This window comes from Chromohalobacter canadensis, from assembly GCF_034479555.1.
Lineage (GTDB): Bacteria > Pseudomonadota > Gammaproteobacteria > Pseudomonadales > Halomonadaceae > Chromohalobacter > Chromohalobacter canadensis.
The window spans coordinates 3,122,330-3,141,674 of the sequence record NZ_CP140151.1 but is presented as its reverse complement, the minus strand read 5'-3'; the positions used below and the strand labels follow the sequence as shown (position 1 = coordinate 3,141,674).

Sequence of the window (19,345 nt, the reverse complement as noted above, 5' to 3'; positions counted from 1 at the left end):
GGTTCGAAAAGTCAGCGACGGCGCTACGCACCGGAAGCGGCGCCGTCGGTCGGCGTCACACTGCGTTCCAGCAAGTGGGCGCCGAAATCGTGTTCTAGCATCTGAATATGCGGGTCGCGGCGCAACGCTTCAACCGCTTGGGCATGACGCTCTCGCGCCAGCCGTTCGCTTTGCGAGCGCGGCGTGTCCAAGTCCTCGGGCAGGGCCTCGACCGTGACATTCAAGCGCCGCTCGATGCCCTGATCGGCCAAGGCCTTGGTGAGACGCTCGACATGCACATCGGCCAGCATCGCTCCCTGCGAAGGATCCAGCCGCAGCGCCAGCGTTTCGCCATCGTCGTGCTCGACGATGCAGTGCGCCGCCAGGTTGCGCGTCAGCCCACCCAGCGCCAGCGATTCGAAACTCGCCAGCCAACGCGCGTGGTCGAAAGCGCCCGCATCGGGCATGGCGGCGACGGGGGCCAGCGTCGTAGGCTCGGGATCAGGCTCAACCGGCTCTGCAGCGACATCCATCGCCGGGGGCTCCGGCGCGGCCGCAGGTGGCTCGGAGGCGGCAGGCGCCGGGGCCTCGTCGAGCGCCCAGGGCGGCGCATCAGCCACGGGAGGCGGCATCTCTTCCACTGCCGAGGTCGCCTCGACTTCAGCCACCTCGGTCTCAGGCGATTCGGTTTCAGGTAACGCGTGCGCTACATCTTCACTGCCATCATCCGCTACGGGCGCCTGGGTTTCGGGGCGCGAAGACTCGCTAGGCGAAGGCGCGGCGGCAGGCGCCGGCTTGCTGGGTTCGGACTCAGTCGCGGGAGAGCTCGACGGCGTGGCGGCGGGCGTATCGCCTTCCGCCGCACTGCGAATCGGTAACGGCGTCTGCGGCGGCTTGGGTACACCCTGGGGCCGGAACGCCAGCATGCGCAGCAGCGTCATCTCCAGCGCGGTACGCGGGTCCGGTGCGCTGTCCATGTCGCCCCGCCCCTGCAAGGCGATCTGATAATAAAGCTGTACATCTTCGGCCGTGAAGCGCGCGGCCAGCGGCAACAACGTATCTCGATCGCCGTGTCCATTATCCAGTGCATCCGGCACCATCTGGGCGATGGTCAGGCGGTGGAAGACGCCGGCCAGATCGTCCAGGATGGCGCCGAAATCCGGTCCTTGCTCAGCCAAGCTGGCGACTTCCTGCAACACCCGCGCGGCATCGACCTCGGCCAGCGCCTCGGCCAATGCCAACAAGTGACGATGGTCGAGTGTACCCAGCATGGCCGCGACATCGGCATGACGCACCTCGCCCTGCCCGAAAGCAATGGCCTGATCGGTCAGACTCAAGGCATCGCGCATCGAGCCCTCGGCGGCCTTGCCCAGCAGCCACAGCGCCTGCTCGTCGAAGGCCACCGACTCGGCCTCGAGAATACGTGTCAGATGCCCGACCACGCGCTCCGGCGGCATGTTCTTGAGCGTGAGCTGTAGGCAGCGCGAGAGTACCGTGACCGGAAGCTTCTGCGGGTCGGTGGTCGCCAGCAAAAACTTGACGTGGGGCGGCGGCTCCTCGAGCGTCTTGAGCAGCGCATTGAAGCTGTGCGTAGAAAGCATGTGCACCTCGTCGATGAGGTACACCTTGTAGCGGCCTTGGGTCGGCGCGTACTGCACGTTATCGAGCAGCTCGCGGGTATCTTCGACCTTTGTACGCGAAGCGGCGTCGACTTCGATCAAGTCGACGAAGCGACCCTCGTCGATCTCACGACACGTCTCGCATTCACCGCACGGCACTGAGGTCACGCCCTGCCGGCAGTTCAGGCACTTGGCGAGAATCCGCGCCAGCGTCGTCTTGCCGACCCCGCGCGTGCCGGTAAACAGATAGGCATGATGCAGACGCCCTTGGTCGAGCGCGTTGACCAGCGCACGCGAAACATGCTCCTGGCCGACCAGTTCGTGAAACGTGCGGGGGCGCCATTTGCGGGCCAGAACCTGGTAACTCATACCGTCGGGATGTCCTTGCAGATCGGGCCGATTCCCACCTGGCAGCACTAAGCACTCGACACAGAGGGGAGTATCGTTAAAGCGTCCATTCTAGCGGGTAGCGGGAACTTCGACGAGGGGCGAGTCGACATCGGGGCCGAACAGAAATACGGGGGACGAAATGGAGGCGGCCCCGCCAGCCACATCCCGGCACACGCAGCCACCACTACCGTTGCTCCCTTCCGGGCCTGGCGGGGTTCGCGGTTTAGCGTTGCGGGAGGACCGACGGGGCCACCACAGTGCATCCGGTTGACGAGCGCTTTGTACGGGTCGCCACCGAAACGTTCGAAGATGAGGAAAACGCCAGGCGCTTTCAATGACTTGCCTCGAACGCCGCTGCACTATAACAGCGCGTTCGCCGGTCGGCAAGGCATCAAACAGTTCAACGCCTGCTATGCATTATAGGCTAGGCTAGAAAGACACGGCCCTTTCCCGCACTCAAGGAGCATGAGCATGGAAAAATCCCCCGACAAGGGACATATCGCGCTACTGGGCTGGAGCCTGAATGCCGTCGAAGCCGCCGAGAACTTCGATCGACGCTATGTCGTCGTGGCCCCCGATTGGGCCGAGGAGTACTGCAAGGAGCACGATATTCCCTACGTGCCCTGGAACTTCGAGCGCCTCAACGACCGCTCGATGGAAATCGCCGAGACGCTTCAAGAGATGGGCGTCGACGTCGCCATTCCGCTGTACGAGGAAACCGTGGAGTGGGCCGGGGCAATCAACTCGGTATTGCTCGACAACCCACGCCTCTATGGCCAGGCATTGCTATTGCGCGACAAGGCGCTGATGAAGCGGCGCGCGCAGTTGGGCGGCATCCGTGTGGGCATCTTCGAGGAAGCCCACGACAAGGAAGACGTCATCCGCTTCCTCAAGCGCGTCAACCAGACCCTGCTCAAGCTAGACGGCGATCCCAACGATCCGATTCACCTCAAGGCCTTCGACAAGGCGGGCTGCCTCGGCCACCGCGTGATCCGCACGCCGGACGAGGTCGATACCATCCCCGAGGAAGAATTCCCGGTGCTGATGGAATCGCACCTCGATGGCTGGGAATTCGCCGTCGAGGCGTGGATCCACAACGGCAAGATCCGCTTTCTCAACATCTCCGAATACGTGACCCTGGGGTATTCGGTGTTCGTCCCGGCGACGCCAGAACTCGAGAGATACCGCGAGTCGATCACCCGCCAGATCGAGAAGCTGATCAAGACCTTCGACATCGATTTCGGCTTCGTGCATCCGGAATACTTCGTCACCAGCGACGGCGAAATGTACTTCGGCGAGGTTGCCTACCGCCCGCCCGGCTTCAAGGTCTTCGAGTTGCTCGAGCGGGCCTACGGCTTCAATGCCTATCAGGGCCTGATCCTGTCCTTCGACCCCAAGACCACCGAGCAGGAGATCACCGACTTCTTCCCCCGTGAAGTGGTCGATGCCAAGGGCGTCGCCGGCTGTTTCGGCGTCTATCCGCGCCGCCGTGTGGTAAGCCGCCTGGAGATGCCCGAGGAAACCGAGGACCACCCCTACTTCGAGTCTCATGAATTGACCTCGCCGCTCGAGGAAACCGTCACCAAGCGGACGGCCTTCGGCACGCACTGGGGGCTTTTGTACTTCTTTGGCGACGATCCGCACACCATGCGCGATCTGCTCAAGCACCAGGAAGATCTCGACTTCTATGTATAATCGCGCCTGTACTCCTGGGCAAAAGGAGCCCTTGTGACGAGCCACGACGAACAAACACCGGATAACGCCAAGCTGGACGCCGCGCTGGCGAAACTCGACGAAGCGGTCGAGATCCTCGCCAATGCGCGCGATTTCGCCAAGCCCGGCAAACTGCGTCGGGTCTTTGACGGCGCCCGCAAGGTGATGCTGCAACCCGGCGGCTGCGCCGCTATCGAGAGGCGGACCCAATCGATCGAAGCCGCCGGCATCTTCGACGGCTCCGACTGGGCCCAGCCGCAGATCCTGGTGCCGTCGCTGACCGTGCATTCGCTTAAGAGCCCCGAGAGCGACACCGTGGTGCTCGAGGCGCTCAGCGAATTGCGCTTACTGGCAGTGGCCATGGGGCGCTACGCGCATACGTTGATCTCCGCCGAGCAGGCGCACCACTATCTCACCCAGGTACTGGCGATCAATCTCGATCTCCTGTTCAGCGCACCCAGCGAGGCCGAACGCGAGACCCAGGGCCGCCTGGCACAGCTGACTCGCAGCCTGTTCGTGCATCTGGCCGAGACTATCGGCTACGAACATGTGATCGACCAGCTGATCGACGAGATCTGGCGCATCCTTCAACAGCGCCCCATTCAGGTCGATGCGATCAAACGCATGATCACTCAGATCGCAATCTGTCAGGCCGATCCCGACATCGACTTGGGCGCCAGCGGCCAAGGCGCCGACCGTCTGGTCAGCAGCCTGTTCGGGGCGACCCAGGCATCTCGTGAGGACCCCGGTGTCGAGGTCTATCTCGAGCGCTTGCAGGCGATGGACAGCGGCGCACTCCAATACGAAGCCACCGGCTTCGCTCGCGCCATGCACGATACCGGGCTGGTCTCGGCCTACCATGCCGTGTTGCTGCGCCATCTACTCGACCAGGGCGATCATCTGCTGGCCGAGGCGTTGGGACTGTCGGCCACCGGACGCGACTGCCTACTCTGCTACCGCCAATTGGTCCAGGCGCTCATCGAGGAAAGTGTCTTTCCCGCAACGCCCCAGGCGGTGTACGGGCTAGCGCTAATGCTCGAGCGCGGCATTCTCTATCAGCAACCGGTCGCGCCCGCCCTATGGCGCCAGATCGGCCTGCCGATCTCGGCCTGGTCGCAGGAGCGCATTCGCATGGCCTATGGCGATGCCGTGCCACCACGCGCCCGCCTGCTGGAGGGGGTACTGTGCATGCTCGGCCTGCCGCTGGGCGTCGGCCAGGGCAACAACCCGACCTGCCAATCGGCGCGTGCGCTGTCGATGTGGGCCTATAACGACCCCGACTATCTGCTGCAGATGGTCGCCTGGGCAGCCCGCGACGACGAGATCATCATGCATTTCGAAGGTATGCCGCTGTCGTCGATGGCCAGCCTGTCCGGCGTGGCCACGGCCCTGCCGCTGGATCTGGACCCGCTATCACTGATCGTGGTCCCGCATCTCGACCGTATCTATGCCGAGATGGGCCGGCGCTGCATCGGCCGCGAGGGAGACCCCCATCGCTGGGTCAATCCGGAATTCCATGGCTGGTGGGCCGGCCGCGGCTTTCACATCAACGTCGACGTGGAAACCGGCCAACTCCATGAACTCGACGTTTTTCTGCGTCACTTCTATGCCAGCTACCATCCGTATTACAACGGCAATCAACCGTTGATCCATCCGCAGCCCGCCGGCATCGCGGTGACCGACAGCGCGGCACGCTTTATCGGCTGGCACGCCATCACCCTGCTACGCGTCAACCTGGACCCTCAGGACGTAATGCGCGCCTACTTCTTCAACCCTAACAACGACAGCGGCCAAGACTGGGGCGACGACGTCAAAGTCAGCACCGCCGGTTGCGGCGAACGCTTCGGCGAAGCCTCGCTGCCTTTCGAACAGTTCGCCTCGCGGCTTTACATCTTCCATTACGATCCACTGGAACACGGCGAACTGGCTACTATCCCCCAGGCCGAGCTCGATCGTGTGATCGGCTATGTGCACCGCAGTTGGGGAGGCGATCGCGTCCCCGCCGCGGAACTGCAAGCCCTTTCATCGCCGTCTTGATTCCTCCAACGACAACCGCCCCGGAAGGTAGAACCATCCGGGGCGGCTGACATCGTGCTCGCGTGTCATGCGAGCAGGGTACTACTTACTCGGCGCTTTGCCGCGCAGCATTCATCCGCCGACGCAGAATCGGGCCGACGATATACGGCAACACCAGGCCGACGAAGGCCACGACCCACAGGCCGATTGCCAGGCCACTGCTCCATAGCACGGTCCAGTCGCCATCGGCGATGTCCAAGGCATGTCGCAGGTTCTTCTCCATCTCCGGGCCCAGCAACAACCCGAGTATGATCGGCACCATGGGAATTTCCAGCTTGCGCAGGAAGTAGCCGAACACGCCGAAAGCCACCATGAAGTACAGATCGAACGCGGAGTTGCTGATCGAGTAGATGCCCACGAAGGCCACCATAGTGACGATCGGCAGCAGGTACTTGGGCGGTACCGAGAGCAACCTGACGAAGATCCCCACCAGCGGGATGTTGAGCAGCAGCAACAGGAAGTTGCCGATCAACAGCGCCGCGATCACACCCCAGACGATATCGGCGTTCTGGGTGAACATCAGCGGCCCGGGGGTGATGTTCATCGAGATCAACAGCGCCAGCAGCACAGCGGTCGTGCCGCTGCCCGGCACACCAAGCGTCAGCATGGGCACCAGCGCACCACTCGAGGCCCCGTTGTTACCGGCCTCGGGGCCGGCAACACCACGCGGGTCACCTTCACCAAAGTAGCCTTTCTTGCCCACTACCTTCTTTTCGAGGGTATAACCGATGAAGCTGCCCAGCGAGGCGCCCGCGCCCGGCAGGACACCCGCGATGAAGCCGAGGACACCGCCACGGATACTGGACGGCATGATCTCGCGAACTTCCTTGAAGGACAGCGTGAGCTTGTTGACCTTCATCGGCCCCTTGCCATCACCGGCGCGACTCTCGATGAAGAAAAGCAGCTCGGAAATCGCGAACAGGCCGACGATGGCGATGATGAAGTCAATCCCTTCATAGAGTTCCAGTACGCCGAAGGTGTAGCGCTGCGTGCCGGTCGAATCGATGCCTACCGTGGCGATCATCAAGCCCAGGGCCGCGGCCAACACCGTCTTGATCGGGTTCTTGCCGGTGATGCCACCCAGGGTGGCGAAGGCCAGCACGAATAGCGCGAAATACTCGGCCGGGCCGAAGGTCAACGCGAACTTGGCCAACAGTGGCGCCAGCAGGATGAGCCCGATCGTGGCGATGAGACTGCCCATGAAAGAAGCGATCGCCGAGATCGCCAATGCCTCGGCGGCCTTGCCCTTCTGGGCCATCGGATAGCCGTCAAGACAGGTCATCATGGCCGGTTCGTCGCCGGGGATGTTGAGCAGTATCGAAGAGATACGCCCCCCGTACATGGCACCGGCATAGACCGACGTCAGCATGATCAGCGCGGTTTCCGGCGGCAGGCCCAGCGTGAAGGCCAGCGGAATCAAGATGGCGACGCCGTTGGCGGGCCCCAGCCCCGGCAAGGCCCCGATCAGGGTCCCCAGGAAGGCCCCGATCAAGGCGAACATCAGGTTGTGCGGCGCCAAGGCGACGCCGAACCCGTCGATCAGATAGCCCAGGGTTTCCATCAGCTTCCCTCCAGGACGCTAAGCACACCCAATGGCAAGGCCAGATTGAGGGCATAGGTGAACAACAGATAGACCACCACGCCGGCGATCGCGCCGGTAACATAGGCACGCATAGGGGGAGCGCCCATGCGCCAGCACAACGTGCCCACCGCCAGCAGCGTCGCGAGAATGAAGCCGAGCGGCTGGAGCAGCAATGTATAGGCGACCAGCACGGCCACGGCGATGACCAGTTCCAGCACGATACGGCCCGTGGGCCAGGCGTTGTCCGGATCCGGCTTGACGATCAGATAGAGACTGGACAGTGCCAGCACTACCGCGAGCACCTTGGGAAAGGTATCGGGGCCGACCGACTCGGCCCCACCGAACGGTTCCGGAAACTGCGTGGCGCCCCAGCCGTACGCGACGGCCAGGACGAGCAGCAGCACACCGCAAATACGGTCGTTGCGTTGGGTCATTGCTTGATCAGCCCGATTTCCTTGGAGAGCGACTGGATGTCCTTAATCTGCTGATGGACGAATTCCTCGAACTCGGCACCGCTGACGTGGAACGGCATTAGGCCATTGCTCTTCATGACCTTCTTCCATTCGTCGCTGGCGTAGAGCTCATCGACGGCATCGATCCAGTACTGCTTGGCCTCGTCGGAAACATCCGCCGGCATGTAGAACCCGCGCCAGTTGGGCCCCACGGCGTCGATGCCCTGCTCCTTGGCAGTGGGAATATCACTGAATTCACCGGGCAGGCGTTCGTCGGAGAGCACGGCCAACACGCGCAAATCACCGGATTCCATGAAGCCCTGGGCTTCGGTGATGTCGCCCGTGAAGGCATCGACATGACCGCCGACCACCTGGGTCATGGCCTCGCCACCATTGTTGTAGGACAGATACGGAATCCGGGGCAGATTATCGACATCCGCCGCCTGCGCCGCGATCAACACCTTGAGGTGATCCCAGCCACCCTTGGCGCTACCACCGGCGAACTTCACCGAGCGCGGGTCTTCCTGGAGGGCATCCATCAGCTCGTTGAGGTTCTGGTAGGGCGAATCCTTGGAGACAGCGATGACGCCGTAGTCGGCACCCAGCGCACCGACCCAATTAACCATGTCGGCATCCAGGCCCTGAAACTGCCCTTGCGCCAACCGTGTAGTGGTCGCCGTGGACGCCGCAACCAGCAACTGGTCGTCGCCGGCACGCTTGCTGACCGTGTGCGCGTAAGCGACACCGCCGCCAGCGCCAGCCATGTTGAGGGTCTGCACGCTACCCGGCACCAGGTCGAGCTCTTCCATCACATTACCCACGCTACGGCATGTGAAGTCCCAGCCGCCGCCGGGATCGGAGGGTGCGATGCACTCGACCTTACCTTCCGGCTCGAAAGCCATGGCGGAACTGGCGCCCAGTGTCAGCGCAGCGGCCATGACGAGTTTGAGTGGCGTCTTTAAAGCCATTGTTGTTATCTCCCTTGCACGAGATTGAAATGGGTTGCGGGCAACCTGACACTTACCTTACAGTTCTGTAAGGCAGAACAACGTTCCCTTGAGCGGAAAACTAGGCATGTCGAGAACGAGCGTCAACGCCAATGACGCCGTTCGCGACTAAAGTTGAATGCCGCCATGGAGGCGGCACGGATCGCTGGAGAGTCCCGCCATGGCGCAGGATCGGGTGGAAGCCGTCGAGCGCGCGCTGACGGTCATGGAAGCCTTCGACACACCGCGCGACAGTCTATCCTTGGCCGAGCTGGCCGACGCGACGGCCCTCTACAAGAGCACCTTGTTGCGCTTGCTCGGGTCCCTGGAGCGCTACGACTACATACAACGCGACGGGCGCGGACGCTATCGCCTGGGCACGACGCCGGCTCGCCTGGCCAGGCGTCATGCCCCCTCGCGTCAGCTCGCCGATCTGGTCATGCCTACGCTCGATGCCTTGTGTCGGCAAACCGGCGAAACCGCCTCACTGCTGGCGCTCGCCGGGGACGACGTCGAGTGCCGCCTGAGCGCGCTACCAGACACCGACCTGCGTCACACGCTGCGCCCTGGCCAACGCTGGCAGCGACAAGGCGACGTCCCTTCCTTGACGATCCCCGGTGGGCGCATGCTGTGTCAGGCGCTGCCCGGCACCGCTTACTGGTTGAGCCTTTCCGGTCCCAAGGGGCGCTTGCCCGCGCGCGAGGCACGTCGCGCGTTGCAAGATGCCGTGGCGCAGCTGCATCGGCACGAACTGCAGGATTACCCACTATGACGCCCGACATCACACCTACCTTGCTGCTCGTCGAGGACGACGCCCTGCTCGCCGGTACGCTGCACGACGCGCTGGCCCTGGCCGGCTACCGCATCGAGACGCTCGAGGAAGGCGACAGTGCCCATGCGCGACTGGCCACCCCGGGACACGGCTATGCACTCGTCTTGCTCGACCTCAATCTCCCGGGACGGGGTGGCCTGGAAATTCTCGACGCCATGCGCCGCCATGACCGCGATACGCCGGTGCTGATCCTCACCGCGCGGGGCGCCATCGAAGACCGCGTCACGGGGCTCGACCTCGGCGCCGATGACTATCTGGCCAAGCCTTTCGCCCTGGACGAACTGGAAGCCCGTGTCCGCGCCCTGCTGCGCCGACGCCAACACGACGACAGCCCTCAGTTACACGTCGGTCCGCTGCACTTCGATGGCCTGGCGCAACGCTTCACGCTCAGTGGCACCCCTCTCGACTTGCCACCCCGAGAGCAGCGTCTCTTGGCCTACCTGATGCGTCACGCGGGAGAGCCAGTGGAAAAGGGCCACCTGCTCACGCACGTCTTCAGCGGGGAAACGCTGGGTGACAATGCCATCGAGGTCTACATACACCGGCTACGACGGCGCCTGGCGGAGTCACCGCTCACGCTGCGCACCGTGCGCGGTCTGGGATACGTGTTGGAGAGCGAGACGTTGGAGGGCGAGAGTGAGTGAACCGGCCACCTTGCCGAGTCTCTACCGCCGCTTGCTGGTCTGGCTGATGGTGCCCATGTTGCTGCTCGGCAGCCTGGTCCTGGCCCAGGCCTACATGGCGTCTCGCGATACCGCCGATCGCGCGTTCGACCGCCTGCTCGAAGCGGCTTCGCTCTCCATCGCCGAGCAAGTCAAACGCCAACAAGGGCAACTGTGGATGGACTTGCCGCCCGCGGCCTTGAAGATGCTGGCATCCCAAGTCGAGGAGCGCGTCTTTTATGCGCTCTACGATGCCAACGGTAATTTCATCAGCGGCAATGCCGAGCTGCCGGCACTCGACGACACCCCCGGCAACATGCGCTTCGCCGATATTCAGTGGCATGACATGGGCCTGCGCCTGGGCGTTCGCCACTCTCAGCTCGAGGGCTGGCGCGACCGTCAGCCATTCGAGGTGCGCGTCGCGCATACCCGCGAGGGGCGCGAGGCATTAACCCAGTCGCTGTTCCAGGGCAGCATGCTGCGCCTGGTCGCCATGGCCATGCTGGCCATCGGTGTGCTGCTGCTGGGGATTCGCATGGCACTGATGCCCCTGACCCGCTTACGCCGCGCGATCCGCGCCCGTGACCCACGCACCCTGGCGCCACTGGACCTGGCAATGCCCCGTGAACTGGCCGAGCTGCGCGAAACCCTCAACGACCTGCTGGCGCGCATGCGCCGTGTGCGCGCCAACCAGGAGCGCTTCATCGGCGACGCCTCTCATCAGTTGCGCACACCGCTGGCCGGGCTTTCGGCACGTGCCGAGCTGGCCCTGCGTCAGGACGATCCACACGCCTGGCGCGACGCCCTGGAGGTCATGCGCGGCAGCGCCGACAAGACCGCGCGTCTGGCGTCGCAGTTACTCTCGCTGACACGCCTCAACAACCCCGAAGCGACGCCCGAAGCGGTCGCCATCGACCTCTGCGATACCGCCCGCCAAGCGGTACGCGACGCCTGGACGAACTGCCACCGTGACGGCATCGACCTGGGCGCGGAAGTGCCGTCGCATCCGGTGATGCAGCATGCAGTGGAATGGCAGCTCGCCGAAGCCCTGGCCAACTTGATCGATAACGCCAGGCGTTACGGCGCGTCCCGCATCACGGTGCGCGTCGGCGAGGCCCCCACGCGCCTCGAAGTCGAAGATGACGGCCCCGGCATCCCCGAAAGCCAGCGCCTACTGGTACTCCGTCCATTCCATCGCGGTATCGAAGGCGGGCAAGGCTCGGGGCTGGGGTTAGCCATCGTCGACGGCATCGCCCGCACGCATGGAGCACGGCTCAGCCTGGTGCCGGCACGCCCGAATGCCGAGCCACCGGGTTTATGCGTGCGCCTGCATTTCACCGAGGAGGCCACATCATGACCACCTTGCGTCGTCTATGCGGCTTGGCCGTGATCGCGTGGGCCGGGGTCACGGCCTCGATGGCCAGCCTCGCCGACCCGCAGGTGCTGCGTTACCCTGCCACTCAGGATCCCGCGCAGCCCCTGGAAATTCATGGCGCGTTGGACAGTGACTTGATGGCCCCACTGCTGGCTGATTTCCAGGCGCGTCACCCCGAGATCGAACTGGTCTATCACAACCTGACCACACTGGCACTGTACCGCCGCTTCATGTCCGCGGACGCCACCTCGGCCGATGTCGTCATGTCGTCGGCGATGCCGTGGCAATATCAGCTCGCCAACCGCGGCCAGGCTCAGTCACTCGACACCGCCGAGGCTCGCGCGTGGCCTCAGGCGTCCCGCTGGCGCCACGAATTGTTCGGCTTTACCTTCGAACCCGTAGTCATCGTCTATCGACGCGACGCCCTCGAGGGCGTCACGCGACCGGATAGCCACGAAGCCTTGTTGAGCTTGCTCACCAACGAACGCCAGCGTCTCAAAGGCCGCGTAGTGACGTATGACCCCTGGCGCAGCGGCGCCGGCTATACCTATGCCACCGAAGACGCGCACATGTCACCGCGCTACTGGGAACTGGTGGCCGCCTTGGGCGGCGTGGAAGCAGCACTGGCCGATACCACCGGCGAAATGCTCGATGGCCTGGCCGACGGACGCTACGCCGTCGGCTATAACTTGTTGGGTTCCTACGCACGCGACTTCGTGGCCGATCACCCGCAACTGGAAATGGTCATTCCCAGCGATTATGCCCTGGTGACGCAGCGTCTGGTGCTGATCCCCAAGCATGCGCCGCATCCGGAGGCCGCCAAGCGCTTCGTCGCGTACCTTCTCAGTCGTCAAGGCCAGCAGGCGATACGCGACAAGACGCCTCTCGGGGCGGTACACACCGCACTCGAAGGCGAAGGCACCGCCCGTGACTTACGCCAGACCCTCGGGGATGCCATTCACCCGATTGCCATCGACCCCAGCCTGCTGGCCACACTCGACACCCTCAAGCGCCACTCGCTGCTCGAGCGTTGGCAACGCGAGTACACGCGGCTCAGCGACAGCGGGCCGTGAACGCATGAACGTCATGCGTCCTCGCGCTATACTGCGCAGCGCTTTATCGACGCTTTTTATCAACTCCTCCAGCGGTGTGGGCATGCAACGTCTCGACCAACTTCTCGTCGCCCAGGGCTGGGCACGCTCACGCACGCGGGCTCAGCGTCTTATCCGTCATGGGCGAGTCACGCTAGTTTCGACGGACCCTCCGCGCACGCTGACCAAGCCTGGCGAAAAAGTCGCCGACGACAGCCGTTTCCAACTCGCCGAAGACCCGGAGGAGCGCTACGTCTCGCGTGCCGGTCTCAAGCTGGAGGCCGTTCTCGACACGCTGGAACTTCGCCTCGAAGGCATGACGGTACTCGACGTAGGACAATCCACCGGAGGGTTCACGGATTGTGCTCTGCGCTACGGCGCCGTATGCGTTATGGGTATCGAAGTCGGGCGCGACCAGCTCGACGCGTCGCTGCGCGAGGATGAACGCGTTATCTGCCTGGAAGGCGTCAACGCCCGCGCACTTCCCCAAGAACGGCTCGCCGCCCTGGCGCCGGAAGGGCTGCACGTGGCGGTCATGGACGTTTCCTTCATCTCACAGACCTTGATCCTTCCCCAACTTGCCGCCGTGCTATCCCCCGGCGCGCACCTGGTCTCATTGGTCAAGCCGCAATTCGAGGTCGGCCCACGCAAAGTCGACGCCCATGGCATCGTGCGCGACCCGGCTCTCTACGCGGCGGTGGAAGCTCGCATTCGCGAGAGTTGCGCCGACGCCGGCTTCGAGATTCACCACTGGCAGGAAAGCCCGCTGCGCGGCGGCGACGGCAACCGCGAGTTCCTGCTGCATGCGGTCAAGGGCACCTGACGGCTGCCCCTCCCCTCATTCATCGCTGTTAGCCGTACCGTCTCCACCGGGGCTACGACCGACATCGACATCCTCGATACCATCGCGTCGCGCCGGCCTCGGTGTCGACACCTCACCGCCCAACGGGGCATCCGCCTGGGGCTGCGAACTTACCCAAGCCTGCCGCCCCGAAGCATCGTGCAACCAGACATCCATTTGATTGAACGCAATACGGATGCCATGTTCGTGGAACAGGCCATCGAGGCGCCGATTGATTTCATCGCTGGCATAAAGGCGATCCATCAGGTCGTTGACGAAGATCCGCAGTTCGAAGCTGAACGCCGTCGCACCGTATTCGAGGCAGAATATCTGCGGCTCGGGTTCCCGCAGCACACGCGGGTTTTCCTCGGCGGCCTGGCGCATCAGGCGGTGGACCTGCTCCAGGTCGGAGCCATGCGACACGCCATAGGTCAGCACCACCCGCGTAATGTTGTCGGAAAGCGACCAGTTGATCAGCTGATCGGTGACGAAGGTCTTGTTGGGAATGATGATTTCCTTGCGGTCGAAATCCGTCACCGTGGTGGCACGAATGCGGATACGACTGACCGTACCGTGCAGATTCCCCAAGGTGATGGTATCGCCGATACGCACGGGGCGCTCGAACAGGATGATCAACCCCGAAATGAAGTTGGCGAAGATCTCCTGTAGCCCGAAGCCTAACCCCACGCCGAGCGCAGCGACCAGCCATTGCAGCTTGTCCCACGACACCCCCAACGTGCCCAGCGACACCACGACCCCTGTCCCCACGATGGTGTAGGAAAGCAGCGAGGAGATGGCATAGGCACTACCCTGCTTGAGGCTCAGGCGCGAAAGCACCATGACCTCCAGAAGCCCGGGCAGGTTGCGCGCCATCATTAAGGTCAGCGCGACCAGCACCAGCGCCGTGAGCACATCGGCCACCGTGATCGGGCTGGTGGTCATCGCCTCGCCCTGGCCACGTTCGATCTGCCACACAGTGACGTTGTCCAGGTAGGACAACACGCCAAGCAAGTCCGCCCACACCACGTAAAGCAGCAGGGTGAAGCCCAGAAACAGAATCAGCTTGGACAGGCGCAGCGACTGCTGGTTGACCTGCTCCATATCCAACGGCGGCTCTTCGACCACCTCGAGGCCACTTTCGGTGTCTTCCTTGGCCTGAGCACGACGACGCGCCACCGCGCGCCGATAGGCCAGTCGCCGCGCCGCGACCGCCAACCCGCGGACGACCGCTGCTTCAACGAGAATCCACAGTCCGAGAATATAGATAGAGGTAATGAAGCGGCCGACCAAGCTTAGCGCGGTGTATTCGAACCCCATGACAATAAGGCCCGCGAGTATCAAAGGCACGATCGATAGCGCCAAGCCCAGCAGCAGACGGAAGAGCTTGAGACCGAAAAACGGCACATGGGCGAGGATCAGACGCACCAAGACTGCGGTCATCGTCACCAGCCCCAGCAGCAGCAACAGCAGCGACAACGGCCGCTCCGCCAGGCGCCCATCGCTATAGGGCGCCACGTTACTGATCAAGATGACCGGAATCAGCGCAATGCCCAGCCATAACAACAGCCGACGCAAGCGCTGCACGTACTGCGGTGACCAGTGAAAGTGGCGCGCGGCCACGCCATCGGCGACCAGCAAACGTCGCGACCAGGCGATGACGCCCCATGCCAGCGCCAGCTGCAGCAGCGCGTCCCCCAGCACCACAGCGAACCCACGCCCGCCCAGATTGAGCGCCCCACCCAAGGCCGCCAACGACAAGGGACCATGTGCGGCAAGCAACGCATTGAGCGCGATCGCCCTGGGCGTATGCATCTGGGTGTCGCGCTTGAGACGTCCGATTTCCTCGTGCAGCCGAAGCAGTGACGTCTTGAGACGACGCCGCCATAGCAACAAGCCGCCGGAAAGCAGCAACAGCGGCACCATGACGAACGCCTCGCCATCAGGGCGTTGCCAAGCGGACACCAACGTCGAACGCCAGTCGCCCTGGGTCATGCCTTGCCACAGCGTGCGTGGAAACTGCCGCAGCCATGCCCAGTCGAGTGGTCGCCCATTGGCCACCCAGAACAGCTGCTCTTCGATGGTCGCGCGCAGCTCGTCGCTGATCTTCAGTAACTGCTGCTGATTGAGCTGCTGGTTGATGGCAATCGTCAGCAGGTTGCCGTATTCCTCGTCGAGCTGATCAAGCAACTCCCGGCGCGACTCGAACAGCTTGACCAACGCCTCTCGCAGCCCCGGGGCGTCGTCGATATCGGCCTCGGCGAGGCTCTCGTCAGCCAATTGCTGAGGACGTCGCAAGGCGTTGCGTTGCTGCGACAGATCGAACTGACGCAGGCGCAGGTCGGCGATGTCGTCCTGCAACCCGCCCAATGCGTCCACCTCGGGCAACGACTCTCGCTGCTCGCGAAGGATCCGCGATAGCAGCAAACTGCCACGAATCGCGTCGATCTGTTCGTTGAGCGTGCGCTGGACCTGGCGCACACGGTCAAGCTGGGTACGCGTTTCGATACCCTCGCGAACCAAGTCATTGGCGCGGTCGGTCACCTCCAGCAATTCACTGCTCAGGTCGCGATTGACCTGCTGCACCTGGGTCAACACGGGATGCCCCGCAATGGTCTCGGCATCTTCGCGGCCGACATCGGCGATGGTTTTCTCCGACTGCGTACGCCGCTCTCGGTCCAGCGCGGATTGCAACGCCGACAATTGGCTTTCCTGGAGCGCGATGCGCTTTTCCAGCACGTCGCGCTGCTGCATCGCCAACTCGCGCAGGCGGGTGTTGTGAGAAAGCTCGCTCTGATGCCACTGCGCACGGCGCTCGGCCAATGCCTGTTCGACCCGATAGCGGTCGCGCTTGGCAAGTTCCGCCTCGTTTGACTCCTCGACGTCGTCCAGCTCGGCCAGTTGCGACTGACGCGTATCGGCACGTGCTCGAGCTTCGGCGATCGCCGTCTGGGCGCGTTCGGGAAGGGTCTGGGCACTGATCAACTGGGCATTGACGTCCGCCAGACGGCTTTGCAGCGTCTCGAGCTCCTCCAGGGCATCACCGGTGCGCTCGCGCAACTCGTCCAGCGACAAATCGCCGAGTTCGTTCTCACTCGGTGACGCCGAAGACTCTTCCAGACGCTGCAGCTGTTGCGTCAAGGATTGCGATTCCTGAGGCGCGTTCTGCGCACGCTGATCCAGCGCGTCGAGTTTACCGTCGACCGAGTCGAGCGCTTTCAGCGCCTCCAGCGTCGCACGAGTATCGTCTATTGCCGTGCGCTGGTCGCTATCGGGTTGCTCGACGGATTGAAGCCGGTCCAGGCGCGCCGTCAGCGCATCGTGTTCAGGTAATGCCGACTGCGCCGAGGCGTCGCCGACCGCCCACAGCAGGCAAAGCGCCACACATGCGATACAATGGGTGACACGCCACTTGGCATGTGCACGCCCATGCCGCCCAGGCCAGCATTGCCAAGCGAAGAAATGATGCCAGCGTCGACACGACATGCTCTGTCCTCGTCCCATACGTTGCGCCGATTGTCGGTGCGTGACACGCACATGGCAATCTCGTGCGGATATTTGCGTTCTACCACCAGCGTGATAGAAACATTCATGATGCCCAGTGCTAGCCATCGACAAGGTACTAAATGACATGGAGTCACCACGCCCCTGCTTGCCGATCCTCGTGTTGCTCACGCTCGTGCTGTCCGCCCCTGCGCAGGCCGCCACCAACCTGAGCGATAGTGAACGGGAGGCCATTGAGGCGCGCGTCCAGTCACTGGAAGCGGAGCTTCACGAGCTACGCGAAACATTGGCCGACGACGCCACGCCCGCAGAACGCGAGGCGCAGAACTTAGAAACCCGCGCCGTCAAACGTCGCGAACTGGAACGAGAGTCGTCGCGTAACCCTTTGGCCGTGACCACGTATCGGCGCAACTACCTGCTGCCGTGGGCCTACAACGCCAATCCGGATCAAGATCGCTTCCGCCAGGTCAGCGATGCGGCCAGCGCCGATAGCGCCGAGGTCAAGTACCAGTTGAGCTTCAAGGTCAACCTGGTCGAAGACCTGTTCGATGATAACGGCGATCTATACTTCGCTTACACCCAGCGCAGTTGGTGGCAGGCTTACAATTCCGAGGCCTCGGCACCCTTTCGCGAGACCAATTACGAACCCGAAATGTTCATAAGCTTCGATAACGACATGAGTGCCCTAGGCTGGACCAACACCATCAATCGCATCGGCTTTGCGCACCAGTCGAATGGCCGCTCCGACCCGCTGTCGCGTAGCTGGAATCGTGTCTATGCCGATATGGTATTCCAACGCGGCGAGTGGGCGGTCAGCGTTGCGCCTCATTGGCGAGTCCCCGAGGACGAGGAAGACGACGACAACCCCGACCTTCAAGACTACATCGGCTATGGTGACATCACCATGGTGCGCGCTTTCGGCGATCAGGAGATATCGTTATTGATGCGTGGCAACCCCGACCAGAGTCATTATGGCGCCCAGTTGGACTACTCGTTCCCGCTATTCGGCAAGGTTCGCGGTTACGTGCAGTATTATCACGGCTATGGTGAAAGCCTGATCGATTACGATCACATCAACCGACGCCTAGGGCTCGGTTTCAGCATCAACACCTTCCTGGCCGGTATTCCAGGCCTGGAGTAACGATGCAGACCATAAGGGCTGTTGATACAACGGCTTTGCCTGCTATGCTGAGTACGCCATTAACCTGTCAGAGGAAGACACCATGACCATGCAGCCTACCGGCGGCCACCGCGAAAGCGAAGCTTCCACCGAGCAGCTCAAGGATGACCTGCGCCACCTGTCACAGACCGTTGAAGAACTGGTCAAGGCGACAGCTGACGATTCTCGCGGACACATCACCGAGGCACGCGAGCGTGCTCAGAAGCATCTCAGCGAAACTCGCGCCAAGCTTGAGGCGCGCGGTGAAAAATTTTACGAAAGCGCACGCGACCAGATGGATTGCTGCGATCGTTACGTACGTGACAATCCCTGGACCAGCATCGGCATCGGCGCTGGTGTCGGGGTCGTCATTGGCTTGCTCATCGGGCGTCGCTAATGGCGGATCGCCAGGGACCGGCGGAGCGCGTCATCACCTCGGCGCGACGTCTGCTTTCCAACATGATCGCCACAGGCGAGACGCGTTTGCGTCTCGCCGTGCTCGAGCTGGAAGCCGAACGTGATCGCATGCTCAGCCTGCTATTGTTGGCTGGCGCAGCGCTGATCACCTTCTCATTCGCCATTGGCATGCTGCTGTTATTGCTAGTGGTCTTGTATTGGGAAGATCATCGTCTGCTAGCAATTGGTGTGTGTGCGATCGTGCTGTTCATCATCACCGCATGCCTTGCGTACGGTGCCAAGCGGATCGCCAAACGCCGGCGCCTGATGCAGTCCACCTTGAGTCATTTGGAACAAGATCGCCAAGCGCTGGGGGGCTCTCGTGAATCGTCGTGAACGCGCTGCGGAACTCGAATATCTCGAGACTCGCATCCTGCAGCAACGTCTCGATATGGGGCATGCGCTGCATGACTGGCGCGAGGCCACGGCACCCATCGATCATGCCTGGCAACGCTTGATGCAGTGGCGAGCGCCACTGATCGGCAGCTTCGGCCTACTCGCAGCACAGGGCGTACGTCGCCCCCGGGCCACACGCGCCTGGATGCGTCGCGGCCTCTCGACCTTCTTGTTGGTCAATCGAGCGCGCGCCCTGTACCGCCTCGTACGCCGTTAGCCCCCGCTATTGTCATGA

The 19,345-nt window shown here is 62.9% G+C and carries 16 protein-coding genes and 1 other RNA gene; 11 read left to right on the top strand and 6 right to left on the bottom strand.

The annotated features are described in order from the left end of the window. Nucleotides 1-23: 23 nt before the first annotated feature. Together dnaX and ffs are read right to left on the bottom strand one after the other, a co-directional pair. Nucleotides 24-1,967, bottom strand: a complete 1,944-nt coding sequence (gene dnaX, locus SR908_RS14625) for a DNA polymerase III subunit gamma/tau (RefSeq protein WP_246921381.1) — start codon at nucleotides 1,965-1,967, stop codon at nucleotides 24-26. 170 nt (nucleotides 1,968-2,137) lie between these two features. Next, nucleotides 2,138-2,234, bottom strand: an RNA gene (gene ffs / locus SR908_RS14620) — signal recognition particle sRNA small type. A gap of 225 nt (nucleotides 2,235-2,459) precedes the next feature. Between ffs and SR908_RS14615 the strand changes: the two genes are divergently transcribed. Both SR908_RS14615 and SR908_RS14610 read left to right on the top strand, forming a co-directional pair. Beyond that, nucleotides 2,460-3,683: an ATP-grasp domain-containing protein gene (locus tag SR908_RS14615; protein WP_246921383.1), complete on the top strand. Its 1,224-nt coding sequence runs from the start codon at nucleotides 2,460-2,462 to the stop codon at nucleotides 3,681-3,683. A gap of 33 nt (nucleotides 3,684-3,716) precedes the next feature. Then, on the top strand, nucleotides 3,717-5,738 hold the full coding sequence (locus SR908_RS14610; RefSeq protein WP_246921385.1) for a hypothetical protein: 2,022 nt from the start codon (nucleotides 3,717-3,719) through the stop codon (nucleotides 5,736-5,738). An 85-nt stretch (nucleotides 5,739-5,823) separates the two neighbouring features. On the opposite strand, the gene SR908_RS14605 is transcribed toward SR908_RS14610, so the two are convergent. From SR908_RS14605 to SR908_RS14595, 3 genes are read right to left on the bottom strand one after another with little or no spacing between them, the layout of a single operon-like run. Next, complete coding sequence (locus tag SR908_RS14605) at nucleotides 5,824-7,338, bottom strand: tripartite tricarboxylate transporter permease (protein WP_246921386.1); 1,515 nt, start codon at nucleotides 7,336-7,338, stop codon at nucleotides 5,824-5,826. Then, on the bottom strand, nucleotides 7,338-7,793 hold the full coding sequence (locus SR908_RS14600; protein ID WP_246921388.1) for a tripartite tricarboxylate transporter TctB family protein: 456 nt from the start codon (nucleotides 7,791-7,793) through the stop codon (nucleotides 7,338-7,340). The genes SR908_RS14605 and SR908_RS14600 overlap by 1 nt, the downstream gene beginning before the upstream one ends. Then, a complete protein-coding gene (locus tag SR908_RS14595) occupies nucleotides 7,790-8,779 on the bottom strand; it encodes a Bug family tripartite tricarboxylate transporter substrate binding protein (protein ID WP_246921390.1) in 990 nt (329 codons plus the stop codon). The genes SR908_RS14600 and SR908_RS14595 overlap by 4 nt, the downstream gene beginning before the upstream one ends. Nucleotides 8,780-8,978: 199 nt before the next feature. Here SR908_RS14595 and SR908_RS14590 point away from each other — a divergent pair, with 199 nt between their 5' ends. The 5 genes from SR908_RS14590 (at nucleotide 8,979) to SR908_RS14570 (ending at nucleotide 13,580) form a co-directional block, all read left to right on the top strand. Beyond that, the gene (locus SR908_RS14590; RefSeq protein ID WP_246921392.1) at nucleotides 8,979-9,569 is read left to right on the top strand and encodes an IclR family transcriptional regulator; all 591 of its coding nucleotides are present in this window, start codon (nucleotides 8,979-8,981) and stop codon (nucleotides 9,567-9,569) included. Beyond that, nucleotides 9,566-10,273 carry a response regulator transcription factor gene (locus tag SR908_RS14585; RefSeq protein WP_246921394.1) on the top strand — a complete coding sequence of 236 codons (708 nt, stop codon included), beginning with the start codon at nucleotides 9,566-9,568 and terminating at the stop codon, nucleotides 10,271-10,273. The genes SR908_RS14590 and SR908_RS14585 overlap by 4 nt, the downstream gene beginning before the upstream one ends. Continuing rightward, nucleotides 10,266-11,648: a sensor histidine kinase gene (locus SR908_RS14580; protein WP_246921397.1), complete on the top strand. Its 1,383-nt coding sequence runs from the start codon at nucleotides 10,266-10,268 to the stop codon at nucleotides 11,646-11,648. The genes SR908_RS14585 and SR908_RS14580 overlap by 8 nt, the downstream gene beginning before the upstream one ends. Then, nucleotides 11,645-12,739: an ABC transporter substrate-binding protein gene (locus SR908_RS14575; RefSeq protein WP_246921400.1), complete on the top strand. Its 1,095-nt coding sequence runs from the start codon at nucleotides 11,645-11,647 to the stop codon at nucleotides 12,737-12,739. Before SR908_RS14580 ends, SR908_RS14575 begins: the two co-directional genes overlap by 4 nt. Before the next feature lie 82 nt (nucleotides 12,740-12,821). Beyond that, entirely contained in the window at nucleotides 12,822-13,580 is a 759-nt protein-coding gene (locus SR908_RS14570; protein WP_246921403.1) for a TlyA family RNA methyltransferase, read from the top strand. Between the two features lie 15 nt (nucleotides 13,581-13,595). Here SR908_RS14570 and mscK read toward each other — a convergent pair whose 3' ends face one another. Beyond that, nucleotides 13,596-17,081, bottom strand: a complete 3,486-nt coding sequence (gene mscK / locus SR908_RS14565) for a mechanosensitive channel MscK (protein ID WP_246921406.1) — start codon at nucleotides 17,079-17,081, stop codon at nucleotides 13,596-13,598. Nucleotides 17,082-17,226: 145 nt separating this feature from the next. Between mscK and SR908_RS14560 the strand changes: the two genes are divergently transcribed. The 4 genes from SR908_RS14560 to SR908_RS14545 all read left to right on the top strand — a co-directional run bounded on the left by SR908_RS14560 (nucleotide 17,227) and on the right by SR908_RS14545 (nucleotide 19,327). Further along, a complete protein-coding gene (locus SR908_RS14560; RefSeq protein ID WP_246921409.1) occupies nucleotides 17,227-18,240 on the top strand; it encodes a phospholipase A in 1,014 nt (337 codons plus the stop codon). 82 nt (nucleotides 18,241-18,322) lie between these two features. Beyond that, a complete protein-coding gene (locus tag SR908_RS14555) occupies nucleotides 18,323-18,655 on the top strand; it encodes a DUF883 family protein (RefSeq protein ID WP_246921412.1) in 333 nt (110 codons plus the stop codon). Continuing rightward, entirely contained in the window at nucleotides 18,655-19,050 is a 396-nt protein-coding gene (locus tag SR908_RS14550; protein ID WP_246921414.1) for a phage holin family protein, read from the top strand. The genes SR908_RS14555 and SR908_RS14550 overlap by 1 nt, the downstream gene beginning before the upstream one ends. Continuing rightward, the gene (locus SR908_RS14545; protein WP_246921417.1) at nucleotides 19,037-19,327 is read left to right on the top strand and encodes a YqjK-like family protein; all 291 of its coding nucleotides are present in this window, start codon (nucleotides 19,037-19,039) and stop codon (nucleotides 19,325-19,327) included. The genes SR908_RS14550 and SR908_RS14545 overlap by 14 nt, the downstream gene beginning before the upstream one ends. Nucleotides 19,328-19,345: the final 18 nt, after the last annotated feature.